Genomic DNA, 16,767 nt, shown 5'->3' with positions numbered 1-16,767 from the left:
CAGAAAAATCCGATCACAAACAAAAGACACCAAACAAACTGGCATCAAAAAAACAACCACACCCCACAAACGGGAAAACAAGAGGTGCAGTCAAAAAAACAACAAACAAAAACCACCAAACACACTATTGAGTTCTCAAACAACACGCCGTTTTCGGGCAACCCCACCAACCTACTACCTCTTGGTCGGGCTGTCAAGCTCTTGCTCTGGGCTTTTTCGGCCCCGCTCGCTGCTGACTTGGAATACATTAGCGGGCTGATCTTGATTTTACAAAACGGCTGCATACGGGGGGTTTTTCGGCGAAAACGCGTTGCACAGCTGTCCGCCGGAACGGTCAGTGCGACACGCCAATCCCCGTCAACTGACCCGTTCGATCTCCGCGCCCAGACTTACGAGGTTCTCCACGAACAACGGGTACCCCCGGTCGATGTGGAAAACGTCGTGAACCTCGGTGTCACCGTCGGCGACCAATCCCGCCAACACCAAACCGGCGCCGGCGCGAATATCCGACGCCCATACCGGTGCACTCGACAGCAGCGGAATTCCGCGGACCACCGCATGGTGTCCGTCGGTCCGCGCATCGGCGCCCAGGCGGATCATCTCCTCCACGAACCGGAACCGCGCTTCGAACACGTTCTCGGTGATCATCGAGGTGCCTTCGGCGATGCACGCCAAGCCGATGGCCATCGGCTGCAGGTCGGTCGGGAATCCGGGATACGGCAGCGTCGCGACGTTCACGGCTTTCGGCCGTTCGTACTGCACGACGCGGAAACCGTTGTCGTGCTGGGTCACGGTCGCGCCGGCATCGTGGAGTTTGTGCAGCACCAGCTGCAGGTGCTGCGGGTCCACCCCGGTCACAGCGACATCGCCCCGCGTCATCGCCGCGGCAATTCCCCAGGTCGCTGCCACGATCCGGTCACCGATCACCCGGTGCTCGGTCGGATGCAGCTTGTCCACCCCGGTGATGGTCAGGGTCGACGTCCCTCCCCCACTGACCTTGGCACCCATCTGGTTCAACATGTCGCAGATGTCGACGATGTCCGGCTCCCGCGCCGCGTTGTGGATGACCGTCACGCCCTCGGCGAGCACGGCAGCCATCAGGATGTTCTCGGTCGCACCCACCGACGGGAACTCGAGCTGAATCTCGGCCCCACGCAGGTGATCGGCCTCAGCGACCACACAACCGTGCTCGATGTTGCATCGGGCACCGAGTTGCCGCAGACCGGATTGATGCATGTCCAGCGGCCGCGACCCGATCGCGTCGCCACCGGGCAACGCGACTTTCGCCTTCTTGCAACGGCCCACCAACGGCCCGAGCACACACACCGAAGCGCGGAACTGCCGGACCGCGGCGAAATCCGCGTCATACTTGGGTTCGTCAGGTGAAGTGATTCTGGCCACATCACCTTCGAGCTCGACGGTGGCCCCAAGACCGCGCAGCACCTCGGCCATCAATGGCACATCCAGGATGTCCGGACAGTTGGTGATCGTGGTGGTGCCCTCGGCCAACAGTGCCGCGGCCATCAGCTTCAGCACGCTGTTCTTAGCGCCCCCCACGGCAACTTCGCCGGACAACCGGCTACCCCCAGTCACCACGAAACGCTCGCTCACGCGGCTAAGTGTAGACAGCGGCGTCGGCCGGTGTCAGGCCACGAAGAAGTCTCCGCGAGTACGGTTTGACCATGGCTGTTCACCTGACCCGTATCTACACCCGGACCGGCGACGACGGGTCGACCGGACTCAGCGATTTCAGCCGCGTGTCGAAGAACGATTCGCGCCTGGCGGCGTACGCCGACTGCGACGAAGCCAACGCCGCGATCGGCGTCGCAGTCTCCGCGGGCGCGCCCGACGAACGAATTCGCTTGGTACTCCTGCAGATTCAGAACGATCTCTTCGATGCGGGCGCGGACCTGTCGACCCCGGTGGTCGAGAATCCGGAATACCCGCCGCTGCGGATCACCCAGCCGTACATCGATCGGCTCGAAGCGTGGTGTGACGAGTTCAACGAACCGCTGCCGAAACTGACGTCGTTCATCCTGCCCGGCGGCACTCCCCTGTCGGCGTACCTGCACGTCGCCCGGACCGTGGTGCGGCGGGCCGAGCGAGCTGCCTGGCAGGCGATCGACGAACACGGCGACGGCGTCAGCATCCTGCCGGCCAAATATCTGAATCGGCTGTCGGATCTGCTGTTCATCCTGTCGCGGGTCGCGAACCCGGATGGCGATGTGCTGTGGCAGCCCGGCGGCGGGATGCAGTAGCAGAAATCAGACCGCGCGGCGCCGCGACCGCGGCGACGGCCGGGCCTCCAGCCACGACGTGAAAGCCGTCAAAGCTCCACGGTCCAAAGCGATTTCGTAACCGCTGCGCCGTTCGGGGCTGTTGTCGCGCAGCTCGAGAATGACCGTTTCGATGGTCATGATGTCGAATTCGTCGCCCCGTGGGGCGCGGCGCCCGACGACTTCCAGGCCACGACGGGACAGTGTCCGGTCGGGCCACCAGCGCAGGCTCGACAAACGATAAAAGCCGGCCTCACCACCGCGGTAGCGCATGACTCCATGCCGCCACCCGTGGCCGCCGGCAGCCGGGTAGTCGCGCAGGATGGCGGCAGTACCGCCAACCTGACGCAACTTCCACAGCCGATAACTCAGTGCGGCTACAGCCAGCACCAACACACCGACGAGCGCGACCATCATCAACATGGACGCGCTCATCGGGATATCAGTCGAGCTGGCCTACGGCGCGCAGACGCGCCCGGCCCCACGCAGCGGTCGCCTCGTCGTCCGACGCGGCATCGGCCTTGGCCGCATGCGCATCGATCTCCGACTCCAGCGCCGCATCTTCCACCAGAATCCGCACGGTCTCCTCGGTCACCGAGAGGAACCCACCGGACACTGCGATCCGCAGATCATCCTCGCCCTCGCGCTCGACCCGGACCATCGCGTCCTCGACCAGCTGGCCGACCAACGGGATGTGCCGGGGCAGGATGCCGATCTCGCCGGCGGTGGTGCGAGTGAAGACGAATGTGGCCTTGCCTGTCCACAGCGCGCGCTCGACGGCGACGATCTCGACGTCCATTTCGGCCATGTCACACCACCTTTCGTGCTCGAGTAACTACGACGGTCACAGCTTGGCGCCGAGGCTTTCGGCCTTCTTCGCCAGGTCATCGAGACCACCGATGAGGAAGAACGCCTGCTCGGGCAGGTGGTCGAAGTCGCCCTTGGCGAGACGGTCGAACGCCTCGATGGTCTCCTTCAGCGGCACCGTCGAACCCGGCTGGCCGGTGAACTGCTCGGCGGCCATCATGTTCTGGCTCAGGAAGCGCTCGATCTTACGGGCGCGGTACACCAGCACCTTGTCCTCTTCCGACAGTTCGTCGATACCGAGGATGGCGATGATGTCCTGAAGGTCCTTGTAGCGCTGCAGGATTCGGATGACTTCCTGAGCGACCCGGTAGTGCTCGGCACCGACGACGCTGGGGTGCAGGATCGTCGACGACGATGCCAGCGGGTCCACAGCGGGGAAGATGCCCTTGGAGAACACCGCACGAGAAAGCTCGGTGGTGGCGTCCAGGTGGGCGAACGTGGTGGCCGGGGCCGGGTCGGTGTAGTCGTCGGCGGGCACGTACACGGCCTGCATCGAGGTGATGGAACGACCACGGGTCGAGGTGATGCGCTCCTGGAGCTCACCCATCTCGTCGGCCAGCGTCGGCTGGTAACCCACGGCCGAAGGCATACGACCCAGCAGGGTCGAGACCTCGGAACCGGCCTGGGTGAACCGGAAGATGTTGTCGATGAACAGCAGCACGTCCTGGCCCTGCTCGTCGCGGAAGAACTCGGCCATGGTCAGGGCCGACAGGGCGACGCGCATACGGGTGCCTGGCGGCTCGTCCATCTGGCCGAACACAAGCGCGGTGTCCTTGAGCACATTCGCGTCCGCGAGCTCGACCCACAGGTCGTTGCCCTCACGGGTGCGCTCGCCGACGCCGGCGAACACCGAGGTACCACCGAAGTTGCGGGCAATACGGTTGATCATTTCCTGGATCAGAACCGTCTTACCGACACCGGCACCACCGAACAGGGCGATCTTGCCACCACGCACATACGGGGTCAGCAGGTCGACGACCTTCAGACCGGTCTCCAGCATCTCGGTGCGGGGCTCCAGGTCGGCGAAGGCCGGCGGCTTGCGGTGGATGGACCAGTGCTGGAAGTCCTTGCCGTAGCCGGGCTCGTCCAGGCAGTCGCCGAGGGCGTTGAACACGTGGCCCTTGACGCCGTCGCCGACGGGCACCGAGATGGACGCGCCGGTGTCGCGGACCTCGGTGCCACGCACCAGGCCGTCGGTCGGCTGCATCGAGATGCAGCGCACCAGGTTGTCACCGAGGTGCTGAGCAACCTCGAGGGTCAGAGTCTTTGCCAGCGCACCGAAGGTGATGTCGGCGTGCAGAGCGTTGAACAGCTCGGGCACCGAGCCGCGCGGGAACTCGATATCCACCACCGGGCCGGTGATGCGAACCACGCGACCGGCGGTCTTGGTCTCTACGGCAGAAGTCATATCTCTCTTCGCTTCCTACGGGGCCTATTTCGCGTCGGCCAGCGCGTTGGCGCCACCGACGATTTCGCTGATTTCCTGGGTGATCTGGGCCTGGCGCTCGCGGTTCGCGGCGAGCGTGAGGGCCTTGATCAGGTCGTCGGCGTTGTCCGTTGCCGACTTCATGGCGCGTCGACGCGAAGCCGACTCCGAGGCCGCGGCCTCAAGCAGTGCCGCGTAGACACGGGTCGCTATATAGCGAGGGAGCAACGCGTCGAACAAGACGTCCGCGCTCGGCTCGAACGAGTACAGGGTGTGGACGCCGACCGGCTCCCCCGTGTACTCGACGGCCAGCGGGGCGATCCGCACAGCCTCGGCGGTCTGCGACAGCATCGACTTGAACTCGGTCGAGACGATGTGCAGCTCGTCGACGCCCAAGATGCCGTCGGCCCCCGGTCCGTCACCCTCGTCGTCGGCTCCCGCCATGAACGCCGCCACCAGGGTGTCGGCGATCTCCTTGGCGTGGGCGTACTCCGGACGCTCCGAGAACCCGGTCCAGGACTCGGCGACGGCACGCTGACGGAAGTTGTAGTAGCCCAAGGCCTTTCGGCCGACGACATACAGCACCGGTTCTTTGCCCTCGTTGCGCAGCAACGTGAACAGTTCCTCGGCCCGACGCAGAACGTTGGCGTTGTAACCGCCGCACAGGCCGCGGTCCGACGACACCACCAGCACCCCGGCACGGCGAGGATTCTTCCGCTCGACGAGCAGCGGGTGGTCCAGCGCGCTGGCCCCCGCAAGCTCGGTGAGCATGTTGGTGATCTCGGTGGCGTAGGGCCGGGCTGCATCAACCCGGGCCTGCGCCTTGGCGATCCGCGACGTGGCGATCAGCTCCTGCGCCTTCGTGATCTTCTTGATCGACGAGGCGGATTTGATCCGTCCGCGTAGCTCGCGCAGTGTGGCTGCCATTGGTTACCTAGGCCTTCTTCGGTGCCGGCTTGTGGACCTTCACCGACTCCTGGCCGAGCTCAGCAGGATCCAGTGCCTCGACACCGGCTTCCTTGACCACGACCGAGCTGCCGTCGGTGGCGGCGAAGCCCTTCTTGAACTCGTTGATGACCGAGACCAGCTTCTCCTCGTTCTCCTCCGAGAGCTTCTTGGTCGACTTGATCCCGTCGAGGATCTCGGCGTGGCTGGCCTTCACGTGCTCCAGCAGCTCGGCGGAGAAACGCGAAACGTCCTCGGCCGGAACCGAATCCAGGTGGCCCTGGGTACCGAGGAAGATCTCGACGACCTGATCCTCGACGGCCAGCGGGCTGTACTGCGGCTGCTTGAGCAGCTCGACCAGGCGCACACCGCGGTCCAGCTGAGCCTTCGACGCCGCGTCCAGGTCCGAGGCGAAGGCCGCGAAGGCCTCCAGCTCGCGGTACTGCGACAGGTCGAGGCGGAGACTTCCTGCCACCTCTTTCATCGCCTTGATCTGAGCGGCACCACCGACGCGGGACACCGACACACCGACGTTCACGGCCGGGCGCACACCCTGGTTGAACAGGTCGGACTCCAGGAAGCACTGGCCGTCGGTGATCGAGATGACGTTGGTCGGGATGAACGCCGAGATGTCGTTGGCCTTGGTCTCGATGACCGGCAGACCCGTCATCGAACCGCCACCGAGCTCGTCGGACAGCTTCGCGCAACGCTCCAGCAGACGCGAGTGCAGGTAGAAGACGTCACCCGGGAACGCCTCGCGGCCCGGCGGGCGGCGCAGCAGCAGCGAGATGGCGCGGTAGGCGTCGGCCTGCTTGGACAGGTCGTCGAACACGATCAGCACGTGCTTGCCGGCGTACATCCAGTGCTGGCCGATGGCCGAGCCGGTGTACGGAGCCAGCCACTTGAAGCCGGCAGGGTCGGAGGCGGGGGCCGCGACGATGGTGGTGTACTCCATCGCGCCGCCCTCTTCCAGCGCGCGCTTCACGCTGGCGATGGTGGTGCCCTTCTGGCCGATCGCGACGTAGACGCAGCGGACCTGCTGCTTCGGGTCGCCGGTCTCCCAGGCCTCACGCTGGTTCAGGATGGTGTCGACGCAGACCGCGGTCTTGCCGGTCTTACGGTCACCGATGATGAGCTGGCGCTGGCCACGGCCGATCGGGGTCATGGCGTCGATGGCCTTGATACCGGTCTGCAGCGGCTCGCTGACGCCCTGGCGCTGAACCACCGAAGGGGCCTGGAGCTCGAGCACGCGGCGGGTCTCGGCGACGATCTCGCCCTGGCCGTCGATCGGCTCACCCAGCGGGTTGATGACGCGGCCCAGGAAGGCGTCGCCGACAGGCACCGAGAGCACCTCACCGGTGCGCTTGACCTGCTGGCCCTCTTCGATCTTCTCGAAGCCACCCAAGATGACCGTACCGACGCTGTGCTCGTCGAGGTTCAGGGCCACGCCCAGAACACCGCCGGGGAACTCGAGGAGCTCCTGCGTCATAACCGAGGGCAGACCCTCGACGTGTGCGATGCCGTCACCGGCGTCGACGACGGTGCCGATTTCCTCGCGATCGTTCGAGGCCGAGAACGTCGTTACGTAGTTCTCGATGGCACCTTCGATATCAGCAGCCGAGATTGTCAACTCTGCCATGGTTTTTGGTCTTCCTACCTAGTCTTGGGTGTTTCGGAGTCTGGGTTAGTCCGGCAGCCGGTTGGAGGCGGCAGCCAGTCGTGACGAGATGGATCCGTCGATCACCTCGTCACCGACGGTGATGGTCAGACCACCGAGGAGGCTCGGATCGACATGCAGCTGGACGGACACCGGGTGGCCGTAGATGCGGGTCAGGACCGACGTGAGTCGGGTCCGCTGGGCATCGGACAGTGCCGCGGCGGCTTCCACGTGGGCAACAACCTCACCGCGGCGGGCGACTGCCAGCTCTGCCAGGTTGAGAACTGCCTCATCGGCACGTTCGCCGCGCAGCAGGCTCACGGTCTGCGTCAGCAGCGCCTTGACGGAGCTGTTGACCGAGCCGTTGGCACCGGTAAGGACCTTGTCCAGCAAGGCAACTCGGCCATCGACCGGAGTGCCGTAGTCACCGAGCAGCGTCGATAGGCGCGGCTGCGCGTCCAGCACACGGCTGAACCGGAACAGCTGGTCCTCGACCTCGGCGACCTCGCCGCTGACATCGGCCCGCTTGATCAGCGCCAGGCGAGCGACGTGCTCGACGGCGTCGACCAGGTCGGACTGCTCCGACCACCGCGACGACACCGCGGAGCGCAGCAGCTCCAGGGCGGGGGCGCCGATCTTGCCGGACAGCACCGCGTCCAGCAGCGCGACCTTGGGAGCCGGGTCATCTGCGGGCTCGGCCAGATGCCGGTCGAGGTTGACCTCGGTCAGCAGCAGCCGGGCGACGGCGGCCAGATCATCGGCCAGCGCCGTGAGCGCAGCCGCATCCAGGCCGTTGGCCGTGGCGTCGAACTTGCCGACCAGCGCGGTCAGTGACTCCCGGCTCGCGGCCCGCAGCTTCACCTCGGCGTGGGTACCGACCTCAGCCGAGGACGGCGCCATCTGCTCGAGATCGGCGAGGAAGCGGTCGACGGTGCCGGCCTGAGCGGCGGGCTCGGCGACAAACTGGCGCACCAGCTCGTCGGCCTTGGCCACCGACTCCGCACCCAGCCCCTGACGGAGCTCGCGGATGACGCCCTGGCGCATCAGCTCGACGTGCTGGACGCCCTGCGCCTTGATGCGCTCGGCGTCGACGCCGGCCTGCTCGCTGAGCTGCTCGACGATGCGCCGCGAATCGTGCCGCGCCTCGTCGGTCACCTTGCCCGACTCGGCCTTCGCGTCGGCGAGAGCCTTGGCGTGCATCTCGTCGGCGTCAGCGAGTTTCTTTGCGGCTTCGGCACTTTCGGCCAGCGCGACGCGAACGGCCTCCTGCTGCTTGGCCATCAGACCCTTCACCGGAGGTACCACGTACTTCCAGATGATGGCCACGATGACGGCAAAGCCGATCAGCTGCCCGATGAAGATTTCCATCTACTGGCTCCCGCCTGATTTCACGTCCACGCCGAGGATTCGGCTCGCCAGCGTCTGGGACAGGTTGTCAACCGACGACTGCAGTTCGGTCTGCGTGGACTGCCGCTTCGCGGACAGTGCCTGGTCGGCACCCTTGAGGGTTTCGGCCACCTCACCACTCGCCGCTGCACGCGCCTGGTCGACGACCTTGCGGCCCTCGTTGCGGGCCTCGTCACGGATGGCCGAGGCCTCCGTGCGAGCGCCCGCCATCGCCGCGTTGTAGTCCGCCTCTGCGGCGGCCACCTGCTCAGCCGACTTCCGGTTATCAGCAGCGGTCTTGGCCAGCATTTCCTCGCGTTCGACCAAGACCTTGCTGATCGGTGGCACAACCCACTTGCCGATCACGCCGAGCACGATCAGGAAGATGATCAGCACGACGAAGAAGGTCGCGTTGGGGATCAGGAAGTTCTGACCCCCGCCGCCTTCCGCTGCTGCCTGGCCCGAGGCCAGGATGGTTGCGCTCAATTCACCCATGTCGACGGATTACGACAGGCCCGGGGTGGCGAACACGAAGAGCGCCATGAAAGCCAGGTTGATGAAGTACGCGGCTTCCACCAGACCGACGGTGATGAAGAACGGGGTGAACAGGCGGCCCTGGGCCTCCGGCTGGCGGGCGATGCCCGAGATCAGCGCGTTGCCGGCGATACCGTCACCGATACCGGCGCCGATGGCGCCACCGGCCATGATCAAGCCACCGCCGATGAGGGCGCCCTGGATGATAGTGGCGTTCGTTGCTGCGTCGGCCATTCTCTTTTTCCTCCTTGGTAACTGGTAGCTGCGCTACCAGGGTCTTATTTGCGGTTCCTACAGGTCTTGCTGATTAGTGGTGCTCGTCGAGTTCCATCGACTGGCTGAAGTACAGGATCGTCAGCAGCGCGAAGATGAACGCCTGGATCAGGCCGACGAAGAGGTCGAAGGTCTTCCAGATGGCGTTCGGCGCCCACTGCACGTACCAGGGGAACATCGCGATCAGCGCGACCAGGATGCCGCCGGCGAACATGTTGCCGAAGAGTCGCAGAGACAGCGAGACCGGCTTGGCGATCTCCTCGACGATGTTGATCGGCGCCAGGACCGCGACGTGGCCCTTCAGCAGCTTCTTGAAGTGGCCGAACAGGCCCCGGCGCCAGATGCCCGCAGCGTGGTAGCAGAGGAACACGAACAGCGCGAGCGCCAACACGTAGTTGATGTCCGAGGCCGGCGGAGCCAGCAGCTCCTTGGCGCCGCCGCCTTCCCCACCGAACTGCACCGGCAGGACCGAGAGCCAGTTGGAGATCAGGATGAAGGTGAAGATCGTGACGGCCAGCGGCAGCACGAACGGCGCGACCTTCATACCGATCGCGGTCTCGATCTGCTGGCGCATCTGGATGGTGATGGCCTCGAAGAACAGCTGAACACCACCGGGAACTCCGGTCGAGGTCACCTTCGCCTTCACGAAGAAGGCCAACGCGATGACGATGACCGCGGCCACACTGGTGGCAATGATCGTGTCGACGTTGAAGGTGTAGCCCCACAGCTCGTGCTGCTCGTGGTGGCCGACCTCAATGGCGGCCTCGGCGGTGAATTGTTGAATCACTTGGGTCGTCAGTCCTTTGCTTCTGATCCGTCGTGTGCGTCTGGTCCGTCGGCGCCGGCGCCACCCTCACGCTGGCCGGCGCGCACCTTCTTCATGACCGGCAATGCCGTGCTCATGACAAGAATCGCCTGGAACAATGCCACCCCGAACAGCACGCCGATGCCGGTTGGCTTGAAAAACCACGTGATCAGCAGGGCGATCACAGAGATGGCCACCAACCGCATCGCGGAGTTGGCTGCCATCTGCATCTTCAGCGGGTGGTCCTTGGCGGTGACCTTGGCAACCGCGCGGCGGACCATCATGGCGTTGGCCAGACCGAGCGCCATCCCCAAGCCGAAGAAGGCGCCGAATTTGAGATTGCCGCTCACTGCGTAGCCGCCACCGAGCGCGATGGCCGTGACGAGGAGCGAGATAGCAAACAAACGCACGGGCTGAAAAGCCACTGCCGGCAACACCAAAGGCGCGTCTTGCGCTGGCGTCGTCATGGTATTCACCTCAATCCCGCGGTCACGAGTGCCGTCCCCATATACCTGGCAATCCTGTGTGCGTGCCCACAGAGCGTATCGAAGGTCACATCGAGCGCGTCGGGCACACTGGAATCACCCAAGGGGAAGCTCCCTTTGTCGGTCGTCATTCGGCGCCGATCGGCTTGTGTGAACCGATGGGCCGGGCCGGCAACCCGCGAGGTTTTTCGGGTTCTGCCAGAACCGTACCACATGGTGGGCACCCAAAAACGGGCACCTACTACTTTTTGTCGTACTCGCCTTCTGGCAGGTCATCGCGCCGCCGCAGCAGCGGGATCAGGGTGAAAATGGCGGCCAGCAGGATGGCTCCGAGCATGACCGCACCGGTGTATCGGGGGTCGAAGAATATGGTGCTGGCCGCCCCCAGCGCGACGATCCCGACCCATAGGTAGATGAGCAGTACGACGCGTCGGTGCGAGTGGCCGATCTGCAGCAGCCGGTGGTGCAGATGCATCTTGTCGGGGCTGAACGGACTGAGGCCGGCACGGGTGCGGCGGACGATCGCCAGCAGCATGTCGAGGGCCGGCACGAACATCACCGCAACGACCAACAGGAACGGCGACAGCAAAGCGAACACGTCGCGCGCGCCGTAGGCGTTCTGGGAGATCGGGCCGGCCGCGGTGGTCGACGCGGCGGCCAGCATCAGGCCGATCAGCATGGACCCGGAGTCGCCCATGAAGATGCGGGCCGGATGGAAATTGTGCGGCAGGAAGCCCAGGCACGCGCCGGCAAGCACCACCGAGATGACGGCCGGCGGGTAGAACAGCACGTCACCGCCATGGTCGCGCAGCAGCCCGACGGAGAAGATGCAGATGGCCGACGCGGTGATCAGTCCGAGCCCGGCAGCCAGGCCGTCGAGGCCGTCGACGAAGTTCATCGCGTTGACGATCGAGACCGTCAGCGCCAGGGTCAGCAGGATCGACGACGCCTGGTCCAGCACGATGGTGCCGACGCCGCCGATCGGGATGTACAGCACACTCCAGGCCACGCCCATGGTGACCAGGACGCTGGCCGCGGTGATCTGGCCGGCGAACTTGGTCAGGGCGTCCAGGCCCCAGCGGTCGTCGATCAGACCGATCAGCATGATCAGGCCGCCCGCCACCACGACCGCGGGCATACCGGAGGAATAGACGAAACCGCGTGTCAGCGCGGGCAATTGGGAAGCCAGCAGAACGGCGGCGGCCACCCCGATGTACATGGCCAGCCCGCCCATCCGCGGGACCGGCTGGACGTGGACGTCACGTTCGCGCGGGTAGGCGACCGCACCGAACCGGAAGGCCAGCGCCCGTACCCAGCCGGTGGCGAAGTACGTGATGATCGCCGCAGTGAGACCGACCAGCACCAGCTCCCGGAGCGGGACCCCGGTACCACGATCGATCTGCGCGAGCAGCCGGCCGGCGTCGGCAACTACGGTCACGGCACCTCGCCGGTCAGGGACTCCGCGTCGACGCCGAGCACTTCGGCGATCTGCGCGACAGAGATCGGCCCTTCGCGCAGGACCCGGGGCGTCGCGCCGGTGAGGTCGACGATGGTGGACGCGGACTGTTTGGTTGCCGGGCCGGCATCGAGGTACACCTCGACCTTCTCGCCCAGCTGCTCGCGCGCTTCGTCAGCGGTGACCGCGGGCGGCTGGCCGGAGATGTTGGCGCTGGACACGGCCATGGGGCCGACCTCGCGCAGCAGCTCGATCGCCACGGGATGCAGCGGCATACGCAGCATGACGCTGCCGTTGGTGTCGCCGAGATCCCATGACAGCGACGGGGCCTGACGCACGACCAGGCTCAACGCTCCGGGCCAGAACGCCTCGATCAGATCTCGGGCCGAGGGCGGGACGGTGTAGACCAGGCCGTCGATGGTGCGCCAGGAACCGACCAGAACCGGGACCGGCATGTTGCGGCCCCTCCCCTTCGCGGCCAGCAGCGTCGCGACGGCCTCGCTGTTGAAGGCGTCGGCGCCGAGACCGTAGACGGTGTCGGTGGGCAGCACGACCAGGCGCCCGCCTTTGAGGGCACTTATGGCCGACGCGATCCCGGTGCTGCGTTTCGCCGCATCGCCGCAGTCGAACGTCTCCATCTATGACTCCTCACGCAAGCGTTCGTCGGTTGCCATGACCCGTTTACCGTCGAGTCGCGGTGACGAACCGGGGCCGCCCGGTCAGATCGCGCCGTGCGGTGATGTCACCGAACGTACCGTCGCGGTCCAACGCGGCCACCACCTGATCCGCCGTGGTGTCGTCGTGCTCGATGCCCAACTTGCCGCCCGGACGCAGCAACCGGGCCGCCAGCGCGATGATCGGCACGATGACGGACATGCCGTCGGGCCCGCCGAACAGGGCCGCGGCCGGGTCGTGGTCGATGACTTCGGGATCGAGCTCGGCGCCGTCGGGGATGTAGGGCGGGTTGGACACCAGCAGGTCCACTGTGCCGTCCCTGTCTGCCAGCAGGCTGGGAACGGTGACGTCGGCCTCCAGCACCTCGACGGCGCTTCCGGCACAGTTACGCCGGGCATAGACCAGGGCCTCCAGGGACTTCTCGACGGCCACGACCTGCGCCTGCGGCCAGGTGTGCGCGAGCGCCAGGGCCAGCGCTCCCGACCCGGTGCACAGGTCCACGATCACCGGGCTCGGCGGCAACGACTGGTTCATCGCCCACTCCAGCAGCGCCTCGGTCTCCGGGCGGGGAATGAACACCCCCGGGCCGACCTGCACCTCCACCGGGCCGAACGCGGCTGTTCCGATCAAGTGCTGCAACGGAATTCGCTGTGCGCGACGCTCCACCAGATCACGGAAGCGCGGATAGAACGCCGGGTCGGGCTCGGCGAACATCACCCGGGCCCGGTCCACCCCGGACGCGTGTGCGGCGAGGTATTCGGCGTCCACCCGCGCCGAGTCGACGCCCGCGGCGGCCAGCACGGCCGCCGCGTCAGCGATCGCTTGTCTGACGGAGTTCACTCGGGCCGGTCACTCTTGCGCGAGCCGGGCCTGCTTGTCGGCGGCGGCGAGGGCGTCGAGCAGCGCGTCCATGTCGCCGTCGAGCACCTGGTCGAGGTTGTGGGCCTTGAAGTTGATGCGGTGGTCGGCGATCCGGTTCTCCGGGAAGTTGTACGTGCGGATGCGCTCGCTGCGGTCGACGGTGCGGATCTGGCTGGCGCGGTCAGCGGAGGCGTCCGCGGACGCCTGCTCCTCGGCGAGGGCCTGCAGGCGCGCGGCGAGCACCACCATGGCGCGGGCCTTGTTCTGCAGCTGCGAGCGCTCGTTCTGGCAGGTGACGACGATGCCGGTGGGCAGGTGGGTGATGCGGACCGCCGAGTCGGTGGTGTTGACGCCCTGACCACCCTTGCCGGATGACCGGTAGACGTCGATGCGCAGGTCGGATTCGTCGATCTGCACCTGCTCGACGTCTTCGGGCTCCGGATAGACGAGGACGCCGGCTGCCGACGTGTGCACGCGGCCCTGCGATTCGGTGACGGGCACGCGCTGCACGCGGTGGACGCCGCCCTCGAACTTCATGCGCGACCACACGCCGTCGGCGGAATCGCCCTTGCTGGCGATGGTGATGGTGGCGTCCTTGTAGCCGCCGAGGTCCGACCAGGTCTCGTCGAGCACGGTGACGGTCCAGCCGTGGCGCTCGGCGTACCGGATGTACATGCGCGCGAGGTCGGACGCGAACAGCGCCGACTCTTCGCCGCCCTCACCGGATTTCACCTCGAGCACGACGTCGTCGGCGTCGTGCGGATCACGCGGGGCCAGCAGGTCGGTCAGCTTGGCATCGAGTTCGGCGACGCGGGCCTCCAGCTCGGGCACCTCCGCGGCGAACGCGGCGTCCTCTGCGGCCAGCTCGCGGGCCGCTTCGAGGTCGCCTTGGGCGGCCTCGAGCTTGCGGTAGGTCACGACGATCGGCGACACCTGCGCGAAGCGGCGACCGACCTTGCGGGCGGCGCCGGCGTCAGCATGCAGGCCCGGGTCCCCCAGTTGCCGTTCGAGATCGGCGTGCTCGGCCAGCAGCGCCTCGATGCGGGGCGCTGTATCTGTCTGTGCCACTTGAGGACTCCTGCGGTAGTTCTGGGGTGCCGGGTTCTGGATACGAAAACGGCGCCCGGACCTGACGCGAATGCGACAGATCGGGCGCCGCCCGTGAAAGCTAGCTCTCGGACTCGGCCTTCGCGCCGGCGTTGCGCTTGCCGTACCGCTTCTCGAAGCGAGCCACGCGGCCGCCGGTGTCGAGAAGCTTCTGCTTGCCCGTGTAGAACGGGTGGCACTGCGAGCACACCTCGACCACGATGTGGCCGCTGTCCTTGGTGCTACGAGTCTGGAAGGTGTTGCCGCAACCGCAGACCACAGTGGTCTCGACGTATGCGGGGTGAATACCCGATTTCATTTCATGGTCCTCTGCGATCGATGGCGCCGGGTCGCCCGATTATTCGGACGTGAACCGGAACCGAGGGGGTTCGGCGGTCGATTATGCCAGGTCAGCCGCCAAGGTCCTAAACGCGGCCGAGCCGGTGACTATTCCTTGGCGGCGCCAGGACGTAGCTCGACCAGCCGGCGCTCCAGGAATCGTCGTTCCGCCTCGGTCGTGGCCAGTGCCAGCGCTCGTTCGAACTCGCTGCGCGCCTCATCGGTGCGGCCCAGCCGGCGCAACAATTCCGCCCGAGTGGACGGCAGATAACGGTAATCGCCCAGGTCAAGCGCGTCGATGAGGTCCAGCGCCCGGGCGGGATCACCGGCCTCGGCGACCGCCACCGCCCGGTTGAGTGCGACGACCGGTGATCCGGTCAGCTCTTCGAGCCGCTCGTACAAGACCACGACCTCGTCCCAATCGATCTCCTCATCGGCCTGCAACGAGGCGATGGCCGCCTGCAGCACGTACGGCCCGGCGGCCAGCCGCAGGGCCAGCGCCCGGTCGAGGGCGGCCCGTCCGGCGTCGATCTTGGTCTGGTCGTGCAATGTCCGATCCTGTTCGGCGAGCGGCACCACTTGGCCGTCGACCACGCGGGCCGCGCGTCGCGAATCGTGCAGCAGCATCAGCGCCAGCAGCCCGTAGGCCTCGGGTTCGTCGGCCAGTAGTTCGGCGAGCAGCCGGCCGAGCCGGATCGCTTCGGCGGCGAGGTCGTCCCGCTCGGTGAAGCCCTGGTTGAAGATCAGGTAGAGCACCGCGAGGACCGTCGCCACCCGGTCGGGCAGCAGCCGGTCGGCCGGCAGGGCGAACGGGATGTTCGTCGCCTTGATCTTGGTCTTGGCGCGGGAGAGCCGACGCTTCATGGTGTCCTCGGAGACCAGGAACGCGCGCCCGATCTCGGCGGTGGTCAGCCCGCCGAGGGCCCGCAGCGTGAGCGCCACCTGGGCTTCGCGCGCCAGCGCCGGATGACAGCACATGAAGATCAGCTGCAGGCGGTCGTCGCCGATGGTGCTGTCATCGAGGTCGATGTCGTCCATGGTGGTTGTCTGTTGATCCGCTTGGAGCAGCCGGGTTTTGGCGCGCAGCGTCTGCTCGCGGCGCAACCGGTCGATCGCCACATTGCGTCCGGCGCGGACCAGCCAGGCCACCGGCGCATCTGGCGCGCCGTCGCGGGGCCAGCGCTCGGCCGCTCGGGCGAACGCCTCCTGCGCGGCATCCTCAGCGAGTTCGAAGTCGCCGAGGATGCCGATGAGCGCGGCCAGCACGCGGCCCCACTCGCGCTGGAAGATCGCGTCGATCAGTAGCCCGTCTCCACCGGTACCTCGAAGAGCGGCCGTACCTCGACGCCGCCGCCGAGCCGTACGGCCGGGATCCGCTGGGCGAATTTGAGGGCCTCGTCCAGATTGTCGGCTTCGATGACGAAATAGCCGGCGAACACCTCTTTGGTGTCGGCGAAGGGACCGTCGGTGATCAGGTCGGCCCGAACCGACGTCGCGGTTTCGACGGGCTGCAGGTGACCGCCACCGACGCACTGCGGGTCCTGACGAAGCGCCGCGTACTCGGCCGTCAACGCCGCGTGCTCTTCCTCGGTGATGTCGGTGTCGTGGCTGCCCGGCTTGATGTAGATCAGCGTTGCGTATTTCATCGTTGTCTCCTTCTGGGTTGATCGTCCAACAGCAGTGAGACGAACGGGGG

19 protein-coding genes are annotated in these 16,767 nt (G+C 66.2%); 1 reads left to right on the top strand and 18 read right to left on the bottom strand.

The annotated features are described in order from the left end of the window. Window positions 1-357: 357 nt before the first annotated feature. The gene (gene murA, locus AC1U2B_RS11255; protein ID WP_260942256.1) at window positions 358-1,611 is read right to left on the bottom strand and encodes a UDP-N-acetylglucosamine 1-carboxyvinyltransferase; all 1,254 of its coding nucleotides are present in this window, start codon (window positions 1,609-1,611) and stop codon (window positions 358-360) included. Between the two features lie 71 nt (window positions 1,612-1,682). Here murA and AC1U2B_RS11250 point away from each other — a divergent pair, with 71 nt between their 5' ends. After that, window positions 1,683-2,258: a cob(I)yrinic acid a,c-diamide adenosyltransferase gene (locus tag AC1U2B_RS11250; RefSeq protein ID WP_043397047.1), complete on the top strand. Its 576-nt coding sequence runs from the start codon at window positions 1,683-1,685 to the stop codon at window positions 2,256-2,258. Between the two features lie 6 nt (window positions 2,259-2,264). Here AC1U2B_RS11250 and AC1U2B_RS11245 read toward each other — a convergent pair whose 3' ends face one another. The 17 genes from AC1U2B_RS11245 to AC1U2B_RS11165 form a co-directional block, all read right to left on the bottom strand. After that, the gene (locus AC1U2B_RS11245; protein WP_043397045.1) at window positions 2,265-2,711 is read right to left on the bottom strand and encodes a DUF2550 domain-containing protein; all 447 of its coding nucleotides are present in this window, start codon (window positions 2,709-2,711) and stop codon (window positions 2,265-2,267) included. Window positions 2,712-2,718: 7 nt separating this feature from the next. Then, complete coding sequence (locus AC1U2B_RS11240) at window positions 2,719-3,084, bottom strand: F0F1 ATP synthase subunit epsilon (protein ID WP_043397041.1); 366 nt, start codon at window positions 3,082-3,084, stop codon at window positions 2,719-2,721. A 36-nt stretch (window positions 3,085-3,120) separates the two neighbouring features. Next, window positions 3,121-4,551: a F0F1 ATP synthase subunit beta gene (gene atpD, locus AC1U2B_RS11235; RefSeq protein WP_260942267.1), complete on the bottom strand. Its 1,431-nt coding sequence runs from the start codon at window positions 4,549-4,551 to the stop codon at window positions 3,121-3,123. A gap of 24 nt (window positions 4,552-4,575) precedes the next feature. Beyond that, entirely contained in the window at window positions 4,576-5,496 is a 921-nt protein-coding gene (locus AC1U2B_RS11230; protein WP_480216853.1) for a F0F1 ATP synthase subunit gamma, read from the bottom strand. Between the two features lie 7 nt (window positions 5,497-5,503). Next, entirely contained in the window at window positions 5,504-7,153 is a 1,650-nt protein-coding gene (gene atpA / locus AC1U2B_RS11225) for a F0F1 ATP synthase subunit alpha (protein WP_480216852.1), read from the bottom strand. Between the two features lie 45 nt (window positions 7,154-7,198). Beyond that, window positions 7,199-8,539 carry a F0F1 ATP synthase subunit B/delta gene (locus tag AC1U2B_RS11220; RefSeq protein WP_480216851.1) on the bottom strand — a complete coding sequence of 447 codons (1,341 nt, stop codon included), beginning with the start codon at window positions 8,537-8,539 and terminating at the stop codon, window positions 7,199-7,201. Continuing rightward, window positions 8,540-9,052 carry a F0F1 ATP synthase subunit B gene (locus AC1U2B_RS11215; protein ID WP_260942271.1) on the bottom strand — a complete coding sequence of 171 codons (513 nt, stop codon included), beginning with the start codon at window positions 9,050-9,052 and terminating at the stop codon, window positions 8,540-8,542. A gap of 9 nt (window positions 9,053-9,061) precedes the next feature. Then, window positions 9,062-9,325, bottom strand: a complete 264-nt coding sequence (locus tag AC1U2B_RS11210) for a F0F1 ATP synthase subunit C (RefSeq protein ID WP_020104130.1) — start codon at window positions 9,323-9,325, stop codon at window positions 9,062-9,064. A gap of 73 nt (window positions 9,326-9,398) precedes the next feature. Further along, complete coding sequence (atpB, locus tag AC1U2B_RS11205) at window positions 9,399-10,151, bottom strand: F0F1 ATP synthase subunit A (RefSeq protein ID WP_260942278.1); 753 nt, start codon at window positions 10,149-10,151, stop codon at window positions 9,399-9,401. A gap of 8 nt (window positions 10,152-10,159) precedes the next feature. Further along, window positions 10,160-10,636 (bottom strand): hypothetical protein, encoded by a 477-nt coding sequence (locus AC1U2B_RS11200; RefSeq protein ID WP_043397182.1) that lies wholly within the window; start codon window positions 10,634-10,636, stop codon window positions 10,160-10,162. Window positions 10,637-10,895: 259 nt separating this feature from the next. Next, window positions 10,896-12,092, bottom strand: coding sequence for a glycosyltransferase family 4 protein (locus AC1U2B_RS11195; protein WP_043397025.1), 1,197 nt, complete (start codon window positions 12,090-12,092; stop codon window positions 10,896-10,898). Next, complete coding sequence (locus AC1U2B_RS11190; RefSeq protein WP_480216850.1) at window positions 12,089-12,748, bottom strand: L-threonylcarbamoyladenylate synthase; 660 nt, start codon at window positions 12,746-12,748, stop codon at window positions 12,089-12,091. The genes AC1U2B_RS11195 and AC1U2B_RS11190 overlap by 4 nt, the downstream gene beginning before the upstream one ends. Before the next feature lie 43 nt (window positions 12,749-12,791). After that, entirely contained in the window at window positions 12,792-13,625 is an 834-nt protein-coding gene (prmC, locus tag AC1U2B_RS11185; RefSeq protein ID WP_480216849.1) for a peptide chain release factor N(5)-glutamine methyltransferase, read from the bottom strand. Between the two features lie 9 nt (window positions 13,626-13,634). Continuing rightward, complete coding sequence (gene prfA / locus AC1U2B_RS11180; RefSeq protein ID WP_043987165.1) at window positions 13,635-14,714, bottom strand: peptide chain release factor 1; 1,080 nt, start codon at window positions 14,712-14,714, stop codon at window positions 13,635-13,637. Window positions 14,715-14,814: 100 nt separating this feature from the next. Then, entirely contained in the window at window positions 14,815-15,051 is a 237-nt protein-coding gene (gene rpmE / locus AC1U2B_RS11175; protein WP_043397017.1) for a 50S ribosomal protein L31, read from the bottom strand. A 128-nt stretch (window positions 15,052-15,179) separates the two neighbouring features. After that, complete coding sequence (locus AC1U2B_RS11170; RefSeq protein ID WP_480216868.1) at window positions 15,180-16,370, bottom strand: RNA polymerase sigma factor; 1,191 nt, start codon at window positions 16,368-16,370, stop codon at window positions 15,180-15,182. Next, window positions 16,370-16,717 (bottom strand): YciI family protein, encoded by a 348-nt coding sequence (locus AC1U2B_RS11165; protein WP_043397015.1) that lies wholly within the window; start codon window positions 16,715-16,717, stop codon window positions 16,370-16,372. The genes AC1U2B_RS11170 and AC1U2B_RS11165 overlap by 1 nt, the downstream gene beginning before the upstream one ends. Window positions 16,718-16,767: the final 50 nt, after the last annotated feature.

This window comes from Mycolicibacterium sp. P4_G11 (assembly GCF_056555145.1).
Note: the sequence above shows the minus strand (reverse complement) of the source record. Positions and strands in the feature narration are given on the sequence as shown.